Origin of the sequence: Methylobacterium sp. NPDC097929, from assembly GCF_049543375.1 — a bacterium.
In the GTDB taxonomy this organism is placed as follows: domain Bacteria; phylum Pseudomonadota; class Alphaproteobacteria; order Rhizobiales; family Beijerinckiaceae; genus Methylobacterium.
In genome coordinates this window covers 173,163-188,735 of record NZ_JBMVEP010000001.1, presented here as the reverse complement: position 1 = coordinate 188,735, position 15,573 = coordinate 173,163, and the positions used below count along the sequence as shown (strand labels likewise).

14 protein-coding genes are annotated in these 15,573 nt (G+C 70.0%); 8 read left to right on the top strand and 6 right to left on the bottom strand.

Translation table 11 applies throughout. The features are described 5' to 3' along the window. Positions 1-206: 206 nt before the first annotated feature. Both alaS and ACPCJR_RS00840 read left to right on the top strand, forming a co-directional pair. Complete coding sequence (gene alaS, locus ACPCJR_RS00845) at positions 207-2,885, top strand: alanine--tRNA ligase (RefSeq protein WP_391511133.1); 2,679 nt, start codon at positions 207-209, stop codon at positions 2,883-2,885. Between the two features lie 185 nt (positions 2,886-3,070). After that, positions 3,071-4,135 (top strand): zinc-binding metallopeptidase family protein, encoded by a 1,065-nt coding sequence (locus ACPCJR_RS00840; RefSeq protein ID WP_391511134.1) that lies wholly within the window; start codon positions 3,071-3,073, stop codon positions 4,133-4,135. A gap of 23 nt (positions 4,136-4,158) precedes the next feature. Here ACPCJR_RS00840 and ACPCJR_RS00835 read toward each other — a convergent pair whose 3' ends face one another. Next, positions 4,159-4,767, bottom strand: a complete 609-nt coding sequence (locus tag ACPCJR_RS00835; RefSeq protein ID WP_391511135.1) for a YqgE/AlgH family protein — start codon at positions 4,765-4,767, stop codon at positions 4,159-4,161. 125 nt (positions 4,768-4,892) lie between these two features. Here ACPCJR_RS00835 and ACPCJR_RS00830 point away from each other — a divergent pair, with 125 nt between their 5' ends. Continuing rightward, positions 4,893-5,375 (top strand): peroxiredoxin, encoded by a 483-nt coding sequence (locus ACPCJR_RS00830; protein ID WP_391511136.1) that lies wholly within the window; start codon positions 4,893-4,895, stop codon positions 5,373-5,375. A 163-nt stretch (positions 5,376-5,538) separates the two neighbouring features. Here ACPCJR_RS00830 and ACPCJR_RS00825 read toward each other — a convergent pair whose 3' ends face one another. Next, positions 5,539-6,504 (bottom strand): homoserine kinase, encoded by a 966-nt coding sequence (locus tag ACPCJR_RS00825; protein WP_391511137.1) that lies wholly within the window; start codon positions 6,502-6,504, stop codon positions 5,539-5,541. Between the two features lie 92 nt (positions 6,505-6,596). Then, on the bottom strand, positions 6,597-7,619 hold the full coding sequence (gene ispH, locus ACPCJR_RS00820) for a 4-hydroxy-3-methylbut-2-enyl diphosphate reductase (RefSeq protein WP_110350216.1): 1,023 nt from the start codon (positions 7,617-7,619) through the stop codon (positions 6,597-6,599). Positions 7,620-7,885: 266 nt separating this feature from the next. Between ispH and ACPCJR_RS00815 the strand changes: the two genes are divergently transcribed. The 3 genes from ACPCJR_RS00815 (at position 7,886) to ACPCJR_RS00805 (ending at position 12,289) form a co-directional block, all read left to right on the top strand. Continuing rightward, complete coding sequence (locus ACPCJR_RS00815; RefSeq protein WP_391511138.1) at positions 7,886-9,784, top strand: monovalent cation:proton antiporter-2 (CPA2) family protein; 1,899 nt, start codon at positions 7,886-7,888, stop codon at positions 9,782-9,784. Further along, a complete protein-coding gene (locus tag ACPCJR_RS00810; protein WP_391511139.1) occupies positions 9,777-11,228 on the top strand; it encodes an MATE family efflux transporter in 1,452 nt (483 codons plus the stop codon). The genes ACPCJR_RS00815 and ACPCJR_RS00810 overlap by 8 nt, the downstream gene beginning before the upstream one ends. A gap of 272 nt (positions 11,229-11,500) precedes the next feature. Beyond that, positions 11,501-12,289 (top strand): DUF937 domain-containing protein, encoded by a 789-nt coding sequence (locus ACPCJR_RS00805; protein ID WP_391511140.1) that lies wholly within the window; start codon positions 11,501-11,503, stop codon positions 12,287-12,289. 105 nt (positions 12,290-12,394) lie between these two features. On the opposite strand, the gene ACPCJR_RS00800 is transcribed toward ACPCJR_RS00805, so the two are convergent. The 3 genes from ACPCJR_RS00800 to ACPCJR_RS00790 all read right to left on the bottom strand — a co-directional run bounded on the left by ACPCJR_RS00800 (position 12,395) and on the right by ACPCJR_RS00790 (position 14,049). Continuing rightward, entirely contained in the window at positions 12,395-12,559 is a 165-nt protein-coding gene (locus tag ACPCJR_RS00800; RefSeq protein WP_391516784.1) for a Flp family type IVb pilin, read from the bottom strand. A gap of 255 nt (positions 12,560-12,814) precedes the next feature. After that, positions 12,815-13,087, bottom strand: a complete 273-nt coding sequence (locus ACPCJR_RS00795; RefSeq protein WP_391511142.1) for a DUF3072 domain-containing protein — start codon at positions 13,085-13,087, stop codon at positions 12,815-12,817. Between the two features lie 74 nt (positions 13,088-13,161). Then, positions 13,162-14,049, bottom strand: coding sequence for a branched-chain amino acid aminotransferase (locus ACPCJR_RS00790; RefSeq protein WP_391511143.1), 888 nt, complete (start codon positions 14,047-14,049; stop codon positions 13,162-13,164). Positions 14,050-14,295: 246 nt separating this feature from the next. Between ACPCJR_RS00790 and ACPCJR_RS00785 the strand changes: the two genes are divergently transcribed. Together ACPCJR_RS00785 and ACPCJR_RS00780 are read left to right on the top strand one after the other, a co-directional pair. Continuing rightward, the gene (locus ACPCJR_RS00785; protein ID WP_391511144.1) at positions 14,296-14,841 is read left to right on the top strand and encodes a MarR family winged helix-turn-helix transcriptional regulator; all 546 of its coding nucleotides are present in this window, start codon (positions 14,296-14,298) and stop codon (positions 14,839-14,841) included. After that, positions 14,841-15,569 carry a response regulator gene (locus ACPCJR_RS00780; RefSeq protein ID WP_391511145.1) on the top strand — a complete coding sequence of 243 codons (729 nt, stop codon included), beginning with the start codon at positions 14,841-14,843 and terminating at the stop codon, positions 15,567-15,569. Before ACPCJR_RS00785 ends, ACPCJR_RS00780 begins: the two co-directional genes overlap by 1 nt. The last annotated feature ends 4 nt before the right edge of the window (positions 15,570-15,573 follow it).

The window sequence follows — 15,573 nt, the reverse complement described above, 5'->3', positions numbered from 1 at the left end:
ACGCTCGTCGGCCATTCGATCAGTATCGGCTCCCAAATAACAGTGTCAGATGGTGGAACTCGGTCGCGGGTCGCGCCTCGCCGGGGCTCCGACGAGACAAAGGATGACTCGTGGGCTATCGACCCTTATGAGGGCGGGAGCGTAGCGGAGGCCTCGGCCGCCGCGGGCGCGTGCGGTTCAAAACCTCATATTCGAGTTTCCGGACGATGAGCGGCGTCAACGAGATCCGATCGACCTTCCTGGACTACTTCCGGGATGCCGGGCACGCGGTGGTGCCCTCGTCCTCGCTCGTGCCCAAGAACGACCCGACGCTGATGTTTACGAACGCCGGCATGGTGCAGTTCAAGAACGTCTTCACCGGCGTCGAGAAGCGCCCCTACGTCAGGGCGACCTCCTCGCAGAAATGCGTGCGTGCGGGCGGCAAGCACAACGATCTCGACAATGTCGGCTACACGGCCCGGCATCACACCTTCTTCGAGATGCTCGGCAACTTTTCCTTCGGCGACTACTTCAAGGCCGATGCAATCGAACTTGCCTGGAAACTCATCACCAAGGAGTTCGGGCTCTCGGCCGAAAAGCTGCTCGTCACGGTTTATGCCGACGACGACGAGGCGGCAGGCCTCTGGAAGAAGATCGCGGGGTTCTCAGACGAAAAAATCATCCGGATCGGGACCTCGGACAATTTCTGGCAGATGGGCGATACCGGTCCCTGCGGGCCGTGCTCGGAGATCTTCATCGATCAGGGCCCGGCGCTGGCTGGCGGCCCGCCCGGCTCGCCGGACGAGGACGGCGACCGCTTCCTGGAGTTCTGGAACCTCGTCTTCATGCAGTACGAGCAGGTCGAGCCGGGCTCCCGCAATCCCCTGCCACGGCCCTCGATCGATACCGGCATGGGCCTGGAGCGGATGGCCGCCATCCTCCAGGGCGTCCATTCGAACTACGACACCGACCTGTTCCGCGCGCTGATCGATGCGGTGGCCCACGCGGTGTCGCGCGCGCCGGAGCCCGCCACGCGGGCCTCGTACCGCGTCATCGCCGACCACCTGCGCTCGACCTCGTTCCTGATCGCCGACGGCGTGCTGCCCTCCAACGAGGGCCGCGGCTACGTGCTGCGCCGGATCATGCGCCGCGCCATGCGCCACCTCGAGCTGCTCGGCGCCCGCGAGCCGGTGATGTACCGCCTCGTGCCCACGCTGGTGCGCGAGATGGGGCAGGCCTTCCCGGAACTCACCCGCAGCGAGGCGCTGATCTCCGAGACGTTGCGCCTGGAGGAAGGCCGCTTCCGCAAGACGCTGGAGCGCGGCCTCGCGATCCTCGATACCGAGACCGCGGGCCTCGGCGCCGGCCAGAACCTGTCGGGCGAGACCGCCTTCACCCTCTACGACACCTACGGCTTCCCCCTGGATCTCACCCAGGACGCGCTGAAGGCCCGCGGCATCGGCGTCGACACGGAGGCCTTCGCCGCGGCGATGCGGCGGCAGAAGCAGGCCGCGCGCGCCGCGTGGCAGGGCTCGGGCGAGCCCGCCACCGAGACGGTGTGGTTCGGCATCAAGGAGCGCACCGGCGCCACCGAGTTTTTGGGGTACGAGACCGAGAGCGCAGAGGCCGTCGTCTCCGCGCTCCTGCGCGAGGGCGCCGAGGTCGAGGCGCTGAAGGCCGGCGAGAGCGGCCTCGTCATCGTCAACCAGACCCCGTTCTACGGCGAATCCGGCGGTCAGGTCGGTGATACCGGTGCGATCATCGCTCCCGGCCTCAAGGCCCGGGTGACCGGCACCGAGAAGCGGCTCGGCGACCTGTTCGTGCATCACGTCACGGTGGAGGAGGGCTCGCTCTCCCTCGGAACGGCCGTGGAGATGCGGGTCGATCACGCCCGCCGCGCCGCGATCCGGGCCAACCACTCGGCGACTCACCTGCTGCACGAGGCGCTGCGGCAGGTGCTCGGCGACCACGTGGCGCAGAAGGGTTCGCTCGTCGCGCCCGAGCGCCTGCGCTTCGACATCAGCCACCCCAAGCCCGTCGAGGCGGCGGAACTCGCCCGCGTCGAGGAGATCGCCAACGCGGTGCTGCTGCAGAACGCGCCGGTGGTGACCAAGCTGATGGCGGTGGACGAGGCGATCGAGTCGGGCGCGCGTGCGCTGTTCGGCGAGAAGTACGGCGATGAGGTCCGCGTCGTCTCCATGGGGCGGCCCGTGGACGAGGAGGGCCAGGAGGTCGAGGGACGCTTGCCGAACTTCTCGATCGAGCTGTGCGGCGGCACGCACGTGGCGCATCTGGGCGAGATCGGCCAGATCACGGTGCTCGGCGAGAGCGCCGTCGGCGCGGGCGTGCGCCGGATCGAGGCGATGACCGGGCACAACGCCCGGCGCCACCGGGCCGCCGAGAGCCGGACACTGAGCCAGCTCGCCAGCCTGCTCAAGGCGCCGGTCACCGACGTGCCCGAGCGTCTGTCCGCGCTCATCGAGGAGCGCCGCCGCCTCGAGAAGGAACTGACCGACGCGCGCAAGAAGATCGCCATGGGCGGCGGTTCGGCCGGCGGAGGCGACGAGGCCCGCGAGGTCAACGGCGTTCGGCTGATGGCCCGCGTGGTCGAGGGCGTCGAGATGCGCGACCTCAAGGGCCTGGCCGACGAGGGCAAGAGCCGGCTCGGATCCGGCATCGTCGCCATCGTCGGCGTCGCTCCCGACGGCAAGGCCGGCTTGGTGGTCGGCGTGACCGAGGATCTGACGGAGCGCTACGACGCCGTCGGCCTCGTGCGGGCCGGCGCGGGCCATCTCGGCGGCAAGGGCGGCGGCGGGCGGCGGGACATGGCCCAGGCCGGCGGCCCGAACGGGGCCGGCGCGGATGCCGCGCTCTCGGCCATCGCCGAGGCGCTCGCCGCGGCGTGACGGAATAACATCGCCGCACGCTTGTCGGGAGAAATCGCTCTGCGCTCGCGGAACGGTGAGGCGGATCGCGGCTTGGTTGGCCGCGATCTCCTCTCCTGCCCGGCCCGCCGCCGAGCCGTCCCCGTCCGGGCCCTGCACGCACACTGCATGGGCGCGGGCGTCGGACGCCAACCGCCCGTGACGCGATGAAACTCTTTCGCTGCCAATCCTGCGACAACGTTCTCTATTTCGAGAACCGAACCTGCGAGCGCTGCGGCCACCGGCTCGCCTACCTGCCGCAACTCGGGCAGATCTCGGCCCTGGAGCCGGCGGGCGCCAACAACGCCTGGACGCCGCTGGCGGCGCCCGGGACCTCCAGCTTCCTCTGCACCAACGCCGCGCACGACACCTGCAACTGGCTAGTGCCGCCGGGCTCCACCGACGCCTTCTGCCTCGCCTGCCGCCACAACGGCACCGTGCCGGATGTGAGCGACCCGGTGAATCTGGAGCGCTGGCGCGAGATGGAGCACGCCAAGCACCGGCTGTTCTACACCCTGCTGCGTTGGAACCTGCCGCTCACGACCCGCGCGGAGGATCCCGAGCACGGCCTGATCTTCAATTTCCTGGCCGATCCGCCGAACGCCGACGCGCCCAAGGTGATGACCGGCCACGAGAACGGCATCATCACCATTGCCCTGGTCGAGGCCGACCCGGCCGAGCGCGAGAAGCGCCGCACCGCCATGGGCGAGCCCTACCGGACATTGCTCGGGCACTTCCGGCACGAGGTCGGGCACCATTACTGGGACATCCTCGTGCGCGACGCGGGCAAGCTGGCGCCCTGCCGGGCCGTGTTCGGCGACGATTCGCAGGATTACGGCGCGGCGCTCCAGCGCCACTACGACCAGGGGCCGCCGCCGAACTGGCAGGAGACCTTCGTCTCGGCCTACGCCACCACCCACCCGTGGGAGGATTTCGCCGAGACCTGGGCGCATTACCTCCACATCGTCGATACGCTGGAGATGGCGAGCGCCTTCGGGATGCAGGTGAAGCCCAAGGCCGATGTCGAGGGCGAACTCGCGGCGCATGTCGATTTCGACCCCTACCGGGCCGAGACCGTCGAGCGGATCATCGACGCGTGGCTGCCCTTCGTCTTCGCCATGAACAGCGTCAGCCGGGCGATGGGCGAGGGCGACCTCTATCCCTTCGTGCTGGCCCCGGCGGTGGTGACGAAGCTCGGCTTCATCCACGACCTCGTCCACGGCCGAGTCTGAGCCCGCATACCGGGGGGCATGCCTCAGGCGCGGCCGGCGTCGGAGGAGAGCATCGCGGGCTCGATGCCGATGGCCTTGAGCACCTGATCGTACTTGCTGCCGAGGCCGGGATCGAAGATCAGCTCCGGATCGGCCGGGCAGTTGAGCCAGCCGTTGGCGAGGATCTCGCTCTCGAGCTGGCCCGCCTGCCAGCCGGCATAGCCCAGCGCCAGCACGGCGTTCGAGGGCCCGCGCCCGTCGGCGATGGCCCGCAGGATCTCCACCGTCGCCGTGAGGCAGACGCCCTCGTCGATCTGCAGGGTGGATTGATCGATGTGGAAGTCGGCGGTGTGCAGCACGAAGCCGCGCTTGGCATCGACCGGCCCGCCCATCAGCACCGGCATGTGCCCGACCCGCTCGCGCAGGCGGATCGCGTCCGCCTCGCTGGCGATGTCGAGCTGGATCAGCAGATCCGGCATGCTCAGGTCGGCGACCGGCTTGTTGACGATAATGCCCATCGCCCCGTCCGCCGAATGGGCGCAGAGATAGATGACCGAGCGTGCGAAGCGCTCGTCGCCGATTCCCGGCATGGCCAGGAGGAACTGGCCGTCGAGATAGGCCGTGTCGGTGAGCGGAGGTTCGGGCGTCTGCATGGCCCTATGCTAATCCGGCAGCGGGCATTGATCCATAAGCCAAAGGCGCGCGCGAACCGGCCATCGCTCGACAGGAAGCTTGGGCGGGTCTAACGGTTCGGCGCCATTGCGAGGAGACCCTACGGATGACGATACAGGTCGGCGATCACCTGCCCCAGGTCACCTTTCGGGTGAACGGGCCGGACGGTCCGCAGGCGCGGACGACGGATGACGTGTTCAAGGGCCGGCGTGTCGTGCTGATCGGCGTGCCCGGCGCCTTCACGCCCGCCTGCCACCGCAACCACCTGCCGGGCTATGTCGGCAAGCGCGACGAGATCCTGGCCCGCGGCATCGACGCGATCGCCGTGACCTCGGTCAACGACATCTTCGTGCTCAATGCGTGGCAGCAGCAGAGCGGCGCCGAGGGCATCGAGTTCCTGGCCGACGGCAATGCCGAGTTCGCCAAGGCGATCGGCCTGGAGATGGACGGTTCCGGCTTCGGCCTCGGCCCGCGCTCGCAGCGCTACGCCATGCTCGTGGACGACGGCGTCGTGCGCCTGCTCAACGTCGAGGACTCGCCTTCGAAGGCGGAGGTCTCCGGCGCCGAGGCCCTGCTCAAGGTCCTCTGAGCGCAAGGTCCTCTGAGCGATCGAGCGGAGCCCTCTCCCCTGCGCGGGAGAGGGTGGCCCCCGAAAGGGGGTCGGGTGAAGGGGGCGACCTCTCCGGAAACGTCGCCCCCTCTCCCGCCTCGCTGACGGGAGGGCCACCCTCCACCGCAGAGGGGGGAAGGATTTACCCGACCCAGCCGTAGTCGCGCGCGCTCTCGGCCGTGCGGTGGAAGGCGAGCCGCCGGTCGTATTCCAGCGGGTTCTTGGGCTGGACGAGCGCGCCGGGTGGCACGTTCAGCCAGTCCACGAGCCGGGTCAGCATGAAGCGCATGGCGGCACCCCGCGCGAGCACCGGCAGGGCGGCGATCTCGGCGGGCTCCAGCCGGCGCACCGCGTCGTAGCCCGCGATCATCGCGCCCGCCTTGTCGCGATGGAAGCGGCCGTCGGCGTCGAAGCACCATGCGTTGAGGCTGATCGCCAGATCGTAGGCGAAGCTGTCGGTGCAGGCGAAGTAGAAGTCGATCAGGCCCGACACCGCGTCGCCGATGAAGAACACGTTGTCGGTGAAGAGGTCGGCGTGGATCACGCCGCGCGGCAGGCCCTGCGGCCAGGAGGCTTCGAGCTGGTCGAGATCGGCGCGGGTGCGGGCCGCGAGGCCGGGCGCCACCGTATCGGCCTGGGCCTCCGCCTGCGCGAAGAGCGGGCGCCAAGCGGCCACCGAGAGGTTGTTCTCCCGCGTCATCGGGAAGTCGCGGCCCGCCTCGTGAAGGCCCGCCAGCGCCGCGCCGAGCGCCCGGCAATGCTCTGCGTTCGGACGGCTGAGAGAGACGCCTTCCAGGAAGGTCACGATCGCCGCCGGCCGGCCGCAGAGGCGCCCGAGCGCGGTGCCGGAGCGGTTGCGCACCGGCTGCGGGCATGCGAGCCCGGCCCGGGCCAGATGCCCCATCAGGTTGATGAAGAACGGCAGGTCCGTCTCGCTCACCCGCTTCTCGTAGAGGGTGAGGATGAAGTTGCCGGCCCCCGCGTGCAGGAAGAAGTTCGAGTTCTCGACCCCCTCCGCGATGCCCTTGCAGGAGAGCAGTTCGCCGAGTTCGTACTCGCGGAGGAAGGCGCGCAGCGCCTCGTCGGAAACGTCGGTGTAGACCGCCACGGGTGCTGCTGCCGGTTCGCGCAAAGGAAAGGGGCGCCGAGGGCGCCCCTGATGGTCGTTCGGCCGGGTTCCGTCCGGCGGATGAGGCCGCGCTACTCGGCGGCCTCGCTGCGCAGCTCGCGCGGCAGCGGGAAGGACATGTCCTCGATTGTGACCGAAACCTGATCCACCGTCACGTCGAAGCGGGCGGCGAAGGCATCGATGATCTCCTCCACCAGCACTTCCGGCGCGGAGGCGCCGGCGGTGAGGCCGAGGCGGCGCACGTCCTTGAAGGCGTCCCAGTCGATCTCTTCGGCGCGCAGGACGAGGCGGGTGATCGGGCAGCCGGCCCGCTCGGCGACTTCGCGCAGGCGCTGAGAGTTCGAAGAGTTCGAGGAGCCGACCACGATCAGCGCGTCGACCCGCGGCGCCACTTCCTTCACCGCTTCCTGGCGGTTGGTTGTGGCGTAGCAGATGTCGTCCTTATGGGGGCCGTGGATGCCGGTGAACTTGGCTTTCAGCGCCTCGACGATGTGCTTGGTGTCGTCGATCGACAGCGTGGTCTGCGTCACCCAGGCCAGCGCCTGATCGGCCGGCGGGTTCAGCGCGTCGATCTGGTCGATGTCCTCGACCAGCGTGATCGAGCCCTTGGGCAGCTGGCCCATGGTGCCGACGACCTCCGGATGGCCGGAATGGCCGACGAGCAGCACGTGGCGCCCGCGCTTGTGATGGATCTCGGCCTCGCGGTGGACCTTGGTCACCAGCGGGCAGGTCGCGTCGATCGTGGTCAGCCCGCGCGAGACGGCGTTCTGCGGCACGGTCTTGGCGACGCCGTGGGCGGAGAAGATGACGGGGGCGCCGCTATCGGGCACCTCGTCCAGCTCGCGCACGAAGACGGCGCCCTTCCGCTTGAGCGTCTCGACCACGTATTTGTTGTGGACGATCTCGTGGCGGACGTAGACCGGCGCGCCGTAGATCGCGAGGGCGCGCTCCACCACGTCGATGGCACGGACGACGCCCGCGCAGAATCCGCGTGGGGCGCACAGCAGGATCTCCAGGGGCGGCTTCTCCCCCGTCACGGCCGGCTGCGGGACCCGGTTCGGGTCGGCGGTGAGGTTGATGGTGTCGGCGCTCATGATCCGGCGGATGTGGAGAGGGATGGCCGGGTCTGTCAACAGCGGCCAGCCCGAAAGCCGCAACAGGCTTGCGGCCTGTCCATCTCCTTTACATAGCACATTCGGGCCGCAGCGTGACCCCCGCCGCCTTTCTCTCACGAGGGGATGAGACCCGGCCCCGGCCGGGCCATGTGACGAACGACACGCGAATCGGCCTCGCGATGGCGGGAGCGGCGGGCTAAGGGGAGGCCGTTCCCCCTTCAGGACCAGCGAGGCAACGGGCTTTCATGGCGAGTGCCACGGACCACGCCAGCTTTCTGCCGCCGGTGCTGACCTTCTTGTCGGCGGCGGTGATCGGCGTGCCGCTCGTGCGGCTGCTCGGGCAGAGCGCGGTGCTCGGCTACCTCGTGGCGGGGGTGGTGATCGGCCCGGCCGGCTTCTCCCTGATCGCCGAGCCGGAGACCGCGGCGAGCGTCGCCGAGATCGGCGTGGTGCTGCTGCTGTTCATCGTCGGGCTCGAACTCGAGATCTCGCGCCTCGTCTCGATGCGGCGGGACATCTTCGGCCTCGGCGCCGCGCAGCTGGCCCTGTGCTCGCTGGTCATCGCGGGCGCGGCCTTCGCCTACGGCCTGACGCCGGCCGCGGCGGGCGTCGTCGGTATCGCCATCGCGCTCTCGGCCACGGCGGTCGCGCTCCAGCTTCTGGAGGAACGAGGCGATCTCGGCGCGCCCTATGGCGGGCGCTCCTTCGCGGTGCTGCTGTTCCAGGACATTTCGGTGGTGGCGATCCTGGCGCTGCTGCCGCTGCTCGCCTCGGCCGGCGCCACCCCGAAGGACGGCTGGCTCGACGAGGGCCTGCGCTCCACCGCCCGAGCGGCGATCGCGGTGGCCGGCGTCGTGATCGTCGGGCGCTACGGCCTCAATCCGTTCTTCCGCCTGCTCGCCGCCGCCGGCGGGCGCGAGGTCATGACCGCGGCCGCGCTCCTCGTGGTGCTCGGCACGGCCATGGTGATGGAGAAGGCCGGCCTCTCCATGGCGATGGGCGCCTTCCTGGCCGGCGTGATGCTCGCCGAATCGAATTTCCGCCACCAGCTGGAGGCCGATATCGAGCCGTTCCGCGGCATGCTGCTCGGCCTGTTCTTCATGAGCGTGGGCATGTCGATCGATGGCGGCCTGCTCACGAACCACTGGCTGGCGCTGATCGCCACCACGGTCGCCGCGATCGCGGTCAAGATCGTGCTGGTGGCCTTGCTGTTCCGCCTGTTCGGCTCGCCCTGGCTCGATGCCCTGCGCGGCGCCGCCGTGCTGGCGCCGGCCGGCGAGTTCGCCTTCGTGATCCTGCCGGCGGCGGGCGACCTGCGCATTCTCGGCTCGGAGGTGACCCGCTTCTGCGTGGCGCTCGCCGCGCTGACCATGCTGGTCGGGCCGGTCGCGGCCAAGGGACTCGACGCTCTGATCGCCCGGCGCTCGCCGGAGGCCGAACCGCCCAGCGATGTCGGGGAATCGACCGAATCGGGCGAGGCCCGGGTGCTGGTGGTCGGCTTCGGCCGCTTCGGGCAGATCCTGGCGCAGGTGCTGCTGGCCGAGGGCATCAACATCACCGTGATCGACAAGGATGTCGAGCAGATCCGCAATGCGACGAGCTTCGGCTTCCGGATCTACTACGGCGACGGCACGCGGCTCGACGTGCTGCGCGCCTCAGGCCTCGCCAAGGCGGAGCTGATCTGCGTCTGCATCGATGACGCTCAGGCCGCGCTCAAGATCGTGGACATCGTGCACGAGGAATTCCCGAACGTACGCACCTATGTGCGGGCCTACGATCGCACCCACGCCCTCGAACTGATGAACCGGGACGTGGATTTCCAGCTTCGCGAGACCGTCGAATCCGCCCTCGCCTTCGGCCGCACCACCCTGGAGGGGCTCGGGCTGCCGGCGGAGGCCGCCGCGCGCCGGGCCGAGGACGTGCGCAAGCGCGACGTCGCCCGGCTCGTGCTGCAGCAGGCGGGCGCGATGCCGGACGGCTCGGGCTGGCTGCGCGGCACGCCGGAGGTGCGGCCCGAGCCGCTCACGGCGCCCAAGAGCCCGTCGCGCGCGCTCAGCGCCGAGACCCGCGGTCTGATCGCGGCGCAGCCCCACGAATCCGCCGCCCGCGCGCTCGAACACGAGGATGCCGAGCCGGATGCCTGAGGCGGCCTCCGCCGGGGCGGCCGGCACGGGAGCGGGAGACGACGCGGCGCGCTTCGTCACGGGATCGATCCTGCGCCACGTGGTGGTGATGAGCGCCACCGGCTCGGTCGGGCTGCTCGCGATCTTCGCCGTCGATCTCCTGTCCCTGTTCTACGTCTCGAAGCTCGGCGACCCCTCGCTTACCGCCGCCGTCGGCTTCGCCTCGATCGTCCAGTTCTTCGCCATCGCCATCAATATCGGGCTGATGATCGCGGCGGGCGCCCTCGTCTCGCGGGCGATCGGCGCGGGGGATCGCGCCGGCGGACGCCGGATCGCGACCTCCGTCACGGTGCACGGGCTGATCGCCTCGGGGCTTCTGGCCGCGCTGCTGCTCGCCTTGCTCGACCCGCTGCTGCGGGCGATCGGCGCGGACGGGCACACCCTGGAGGTGGCCAAGCGCTACCTCTGGATCAGCCTGCCCACCAACCTGCTGCTCGGCCCCGGCATGCTGTTCACCGGCCTGCTGCGCGCCGTCGGCGCGGCGCGGGAGGCGATGTACGTGACGCTTGCGGGCGCCGTCATCACCGTGTTCGTCGATCCGCTGCTGATCTTCGGGTTCGGCCTCGGCGTGGACGGGGCGGCGCTCGCGGTCTGCGTCGCGCGGGTCGCCTTCATCGCCGTCGGCTGGGCCGGGGTGCGGCGCTACCGGTTGCTGCAGGCCCCGAGCTTGCCGGCGATCCTCGAAGACCTGCCGCTGGTGGCGCGCATCGCCCTGCCCGCCGTGCTGACCAACCTCGCCCCCTCGGTGGCGAGCGCCTTCGTGGCCCACGCGCTCTCGCGCTTCGGCCCCCCGGCCATCGCGGGCAACGTGGTGATCGAGCGCCTCGCCCCGGTCGCCTTCTGCGGTCTGTTCGCGATGTCGGGCTCGATCGGGCCGATCCTCGGCCAGAACTGGGGCGCGGGCCGGTTCGACCGGATGCGCGGCGTGCTGCGCGGCGGCGCGCTGCTGACCGCCCTCTACGTCGCCGCCGTCTGGCTGATCCTCGTGCTCGCCCGCGCGCCGCTGGCCCGCGCCTTCGAACTCCAGGGCGTGGCCGCCGAGCTGTTCGGCTTCTTCTGCCTCGCCAGCGGGGCGATCTGGTTCTTCAACGGGCTGCTGTTCCTCTCCAACGCCGCGTTCAACAATCTCGGCTTCCCCTTCGTCTCGACCGGGCTGAATTGGGGCCGGGCGACGCTCGGCACCATTCCGCCCGCGCTGGCGGGCGCGGCTTGGTACGGGCCGGAGGGCGTGATCGCGGGCACGGGTCTCGGCTCCATCGCCTTCGGCGTCGCCGGCCTCGTCTTCGCCTTCCGCACCGTGGGACGCCTGGAGGGCGCCACCCCGCCGCTGACCGCGACGAAACCCGAACGACCGGCCGCCGAGGAGCCCGTGCAGGCGGCCCCGTCGAGCGGCCTGTCGCTCTGAGGCCCCGGATTCGCCTCGCGAGGCGGTATGAGGCCGGCTATCCCTAGGGAAATCGACGCGAAATCGGGCTTTCGGCTGGTCAGCCCCGGCCGGATGCGACACATTCGTAAGGTGAGGCCGTTCCGGCGAGCCTCCGGGTGCGGGCAGCGGCGGGACGGGCCGGTGGGCGCCGCCCGGGACGAGAGCGGGCCCATGTCATGCGAACGATGCCATGACGGAGCCCCGGAGCGTCCGGCATCCGGTCCTTTGCTGCTCCCGTGAGGCGCCCGGCCATGTTCAACATGTTCGACATCCTGCAGAGCCAGGGCGACGCGAGCGTGCGGGCGTTCGGGCAGCAATTCGGCCTGACGCCCGAGCAGACGCGCCGCGCCATGGAAGCCCTGCTGCCGGCCCTGACCATGGGGATGCAGCGCAACGCCGCGACCGACCCGATGGGGCTCGGGCGCCTGTTCGGCCTCGGCGCAGGCGGCATGGCGCAGCCCCCCGCGGGGCCGGATTTCCTGACGAGCCTGTTCGGCTCACCGATGCTGTCGCAGGCGGTGATCCAGCAGGCCGCGTCGACGAGCGGCGTCGGCGCCCAGGCCCTGCGACAGATGCTTCCGATCATGGCGGGGATGATCGTGGCCGGCATCGTCCACCTGCTCCTGAACGCGCCCGCCCCCGCCCCGGCCGCCCAGCCGGCGTCCTCGCCCTATCCCGTCGGGACGCTCTGGACGGATTGGCTGAACGGGCTCACCGCCGCGGCGATTCCGTCGGCGCCCCCGGCCCCCGAGCGTCGGCCGGACCCGCGCGCCGTCGGCCGGAAGCCGGAGACCGGCGCGGTGCCGGATGCGAGCAAAGCCTCGATGGATGCCATCCAGCAGATGCTCCAGACGGGGGCCGAGGTGCAGGAACAGAACGTCAAGGCGATGAGGGAGGTGTTCGACGCCTTCTGGAGCCAGGGCAGCCAAGCCGCGGGTCAGTCCTCAGGCGAGGCCGCGACACCGCCCGCACCGGCCGTGCAGCGGCCCGCTCCGAAGGAAGTCCCGGCCCCGAAGCGCAGGCCCAGCACCAAGGAATAGACGCGAAAGAATAGAAGGCGGCTCTCGCGGCCGGGTCGGCCGGCAGATGGAATATCGGTCTGTCGTTCGCCGCCGCGCCGTCCGAGGGCGAGGAAGCCCGGCCCGCTACGACGGGAAGAGCAGCGGGAGCTTGGCGAAGAACTCGGTCAGCGCGTTGCCGAAGATGCTCATCGCCGCCAAGGTCGCGATGGCCATGAACGCGGCGACCAACCCGAATTCGAGTGCGGTCGCGCCGCCCTCGTGCCGAACGAACCGCCGAAGGTTTCGCACCGAGAGGCGGGGCGCGTGACGCCGAACTGAGGGGAGCGGACGCACGGCGCATCATTCCGGCAAGGTTTCAACCCGCCGAGACTGCCGGCTTGAACTTGCGACGGGCTTAACATCGTCCCGAAATTTGGCTCACACCATCGCGAACGTGGGGAAAGCCGGATCGCGGCAATCGCCCTCAGGATGGGCCGCCTCCGAGCCCTGTGCGGCGGGCCGGCGACGGAGGGTGACCATCGCCGGGCGTTTCGTGAAGCGGCCTCAGTCCTTGCCCGTCTCCTTGCGCAGGGCGTCGATGCGCTTGGAGGCTTCCGCCTTATCGAGATCGGCCTCGAAGGCCTCCGGGGACTTCGCCTGCTCGGACAGCGTCTTGAGATAGGAAGCCTGGGCGCCGGTCATCGGTTCGGCCCCGGTCGTCCACTCGTCGGGATCCTTGATCCGGTTCGACTCGTCCGTCGGATCGGATTTCGGGTTCTCGGCCTGAGCCTGATTCTTCGTGGTCTTGCCGGTCATCGACGCGCTCACATCGTTCATGGAATGTTCTGTCCAGGAACGCGGCGCGGCGGGCGAGGTTCCACGTGGCTCGCCACCCGGAACCTCGATCGGCCTCAGGCGGCCGCGGCCTGCGGCTGCACCTCGGCGAGGTAATCATCCATCAGCGTCTTGGTCAGGGCGGCGGGCGTGAAGCGGTAGGGGCCGATCTCGGCCACCGGGGTCACCTCGGCCGCCGAGCCGGTGATGAAGCACTCGGAGAAATCGGCCATTTCCTCGGGCCGGATGCGCCGCTCCACCACCCGGACGCCGCGGCGCTTGGCCAGTTCGATCACCGTCTGGCGGGTGAGGCCGTCGAGGAAGCGGTCGGCCTGAGGCGTGTGGATCACGCCGTCGGCGATGAAGAACACGTTGGCGCCGGTGCATTCGGCGACGTTGTCCTCCCAGTCGAGCATCAGCGCGTCGGCGTAGCCCTTGTTCTCGGCCCGGTGCTTGGAGATCGTGCAGATCATGTAGAGGCCCGCCGCCTTCGAGGTGGAGGGGGCCGTGCGCGGATCGGGGCGGCGGTAATCGGCGATGTCGAGGCGGATGCCCTTCATCTTGGTCGCCGGGTCGAAGTAGCTCGGCCATTCCCAGGCGGCGATGGCGAGATGGATGGTGTTCTTCTGCGCCGCGACGCCCATCATCTCGGAGCCGCGCCACGCCACGGGGCGCAGATAGGCGTCCGTCAGACCGCTGGTGGCCAGCACCTGCGCCTTGGCCGCCTCGATCTCGTCGACGGAGAACGGGATCTCGAAGTCGAGCAGCTGAGCCGAGCGGCGCAGGCGCTCGGAATGCTCCCGGCTCTTGAAGATCCGGCCGCCATAGGCCCGCTCGCCCTCGAACACCGCCGATCCGTAGTGGAGGCCGTGGCTGAGAACGTGGATCTTCGCCTCGCGCCACGGCACCATGGCACCGTCGAACCAGATCGTGCCCTCGCGCTCGTCGAACGGGATCACGGACATCTCTCGAAGTTCCTCTGCGCGGCCTTCAGCGGAGCCAGGGCCGCAGGGTCGCAGGTGGTCGGATAACCGGCGCGCCGCCGCTCGTCGTCGCGGGGAGCGGGCATAGCCGGACGGGTTGACGGGTAGCAACGAGGCTGAGATATGTCAACAACACTGACTTATCTTCCCGACCCGGCTGAAGCCCCTCCATCCGCCGCCGACCGAGGTGTCCCCGACGTGACCCGCGTGATGACGAGAAGCGCCGAGATGGCCGTTCAGCCGGCCGGCGAGGACCCGTTCCCGGGCCTGGCGGAGGCGGGCGGCGAGAGCGACGACCTGATCGAACTTCTGTTCTTCGCCTATCGCGATTTCGTCGCCGATCCCGACCGGATCCTGGCGCAGTACGGCTTCGGGCGGGCACATCACCGGGTGCTGCATTTCGTCGATCGCTATCCCGGCCTCACCATCGCCGAACTCCTCGATATCCTGCGCATCACCAAGCAGAGTCTCAACCGGGTGCTGAAGGACTTGATCGATCAGGGCTATGTCGAGCAGCGGACCGGCACCAGCGACCGGCGCCAGCGGCTCCTGTTCTGCACGCCGTCCGGGCGGGCGCTGACGGCCGACCTCACCCGCGTCCAGGTCCGCCGGATCGTTCGGGCGCTCGACGCGCCGGCCGAGGAGGACGAGGGCGAGCGCAACCGCGACGCCCGCGCGGCCTCGGCCCAGGATTTCCTGCTCGCGATGATCGAACCGGCCGAGCGCGCCGCCATCCGTCGTCTGATGGCCCGCCGCGCCACGGTGCGCGCCTGATGTCGGCGGGGAATGCCCTCCGGGCCCGGCCGGAACTGCCGGACCACGCGCCGCACATCCTGCTCGTCGACGACGACCGCCGGGTGCGCGAACTCCTCTCCCGCTTCCTCTGCGAGCAGGGCTTCCGCGTCACCGCCGCGGCGAGCGCGGCCGAGGCGCGCTCGCGCGGCCAGTGCTTCGTCTTCGACGCCCTGGTGCTCGACGTGATGATGCCGGGCGAGAGCGGCTTCGACTACGCCCGCTCCGTGCGCGAGACCTCGCGGGTGCCGATCCTGATGCTGACGGCCCGCTCCAACCCGAACGACCGGGTGACGGGCCTGGAGATCGGCGCCGACGACTACCTGCCCAAGCCCTTCGAGCCGCGCGAGCTGATCCTTCGGCTCAACAACATCATCCGCCGCCACGCCTCGGCGCCGCAGAGCCGCCCCATCGGCGACGAGGCGGTGAGCTTCGGCCCCTTCAGCTTCCGCGCGGACCGGGGCGAGCTGCGCCGCGACAACGAGCCGCTGAAGATCACCGAGCGCGAGCGGGAGATCCTGACCATGCTGGCGCAGGCGCGCGGCGGCAATGTCGAGCGCGAGACCCTGGCCGGCAATGGCGGTCTGGCGGCCGAGCGCACCATCGACGTGCAGATCAACCGCCTGCGCCGCAAGATCGAGCCGGACCCGGCCAATCCGAGCTTCCTGCACACCGTGCGCGGCGTCGGCTACCGCCTCGCCCTCGATTGAGGCA

What these genes read in the sequence shown, in the direction of transcription:
- alaS (WP_391511133.1), top strand. Translation starts at nt 207, where the DNA reads ATGAGCGGCGTCAACGAGATCCGATCGACCTTCCTGGACTACTTCCGG.
- ACPCJR_RS00840 (WP_391511134.1), top strand. Translation starts at nt 3,071, where the DNA reads ATGAAACTCTTTCGCTGCCAATCCTGCGACAACGTTCTCTATTTCGAG.
- ACPCJR_RS00835 (WP_391511135.1), bottom strand. Translation starts at nt 4,767, where the DNA reads ATGCAGACGCCCGAACCTCCGCTCACCGACACGGCCTATCTCGACGGC.
- ACPCJR_RS00830 (WP_391511136.1), top strand. Translation starts at nt 4,893, where the DNA reads ATGACGATACAGGTCGGCGATCACCTGCCCCAGGTCACCTTTCGGGTG.
- ispH (WP_110350216.1), bottom strand. Translation starts at nt 7,619, where the DNA reads ATGAGCGCCGACACCATCAACCTCACCGCCGACCCGAACCGGGTCCCG.
- ACPCJR_RS00815 (WP_391511138.1), top strand. Translation starts at nt 7,886, where the DNA reads ATGGCGAGTGCCACGGACCACGCCAGCTTTCTGCCGCCGGTGCTGACC.
- ACPCJR_RS00810 (WP_391511139.1), top strand. Translation starts at nt 9,777, where the DNA reads ATGCCTGAGGCGGCCTCCGCCGGGGCGGCCGGCACGGGAGCGGGAGAC.
- ACPCJR_RS00805 (WP_391511140.1), top strand. Translation starts at nt 11,501, where the DNA reads ATGTTCAACATGTTCGACATCCTGCAGAGCCAGGGCGACGCGAGCGTG.
- ACPCJR_RS00795 (WP_391511142.1), bottom strand. Translation starts at nt 13,087, where the DNA reads ATGAACGATGTGAGCGCGTCGATGACCGGCAAGACCACGAAGAATCAG.
- ACPCJR_RS00790 (WP_391511143.1), bottom strand. Translation starts at nt 14,049, where the DNA reads ATGTCCGTGATCCCGTTCGACGAGCGCGAGGGCACGATCTGGTTCGAC.
- ACPCJR_RS00785 (WP_391511144.1), top strand. Translation starts at nt 14,296, where the DNA reads ATGGCCGTTCAGCCGGCCGGCGAGGACCCGTTCCCGGGCCTGGCGGAG.
- ACPCJR_RS00780 (WP_391511145.1), top strand. Translation starts at nt 14,841, where the DNA reads ATGTCGGCGGGGAATGCCCTCCGGGCCCGGCCGGAACTGCCGGACCAC.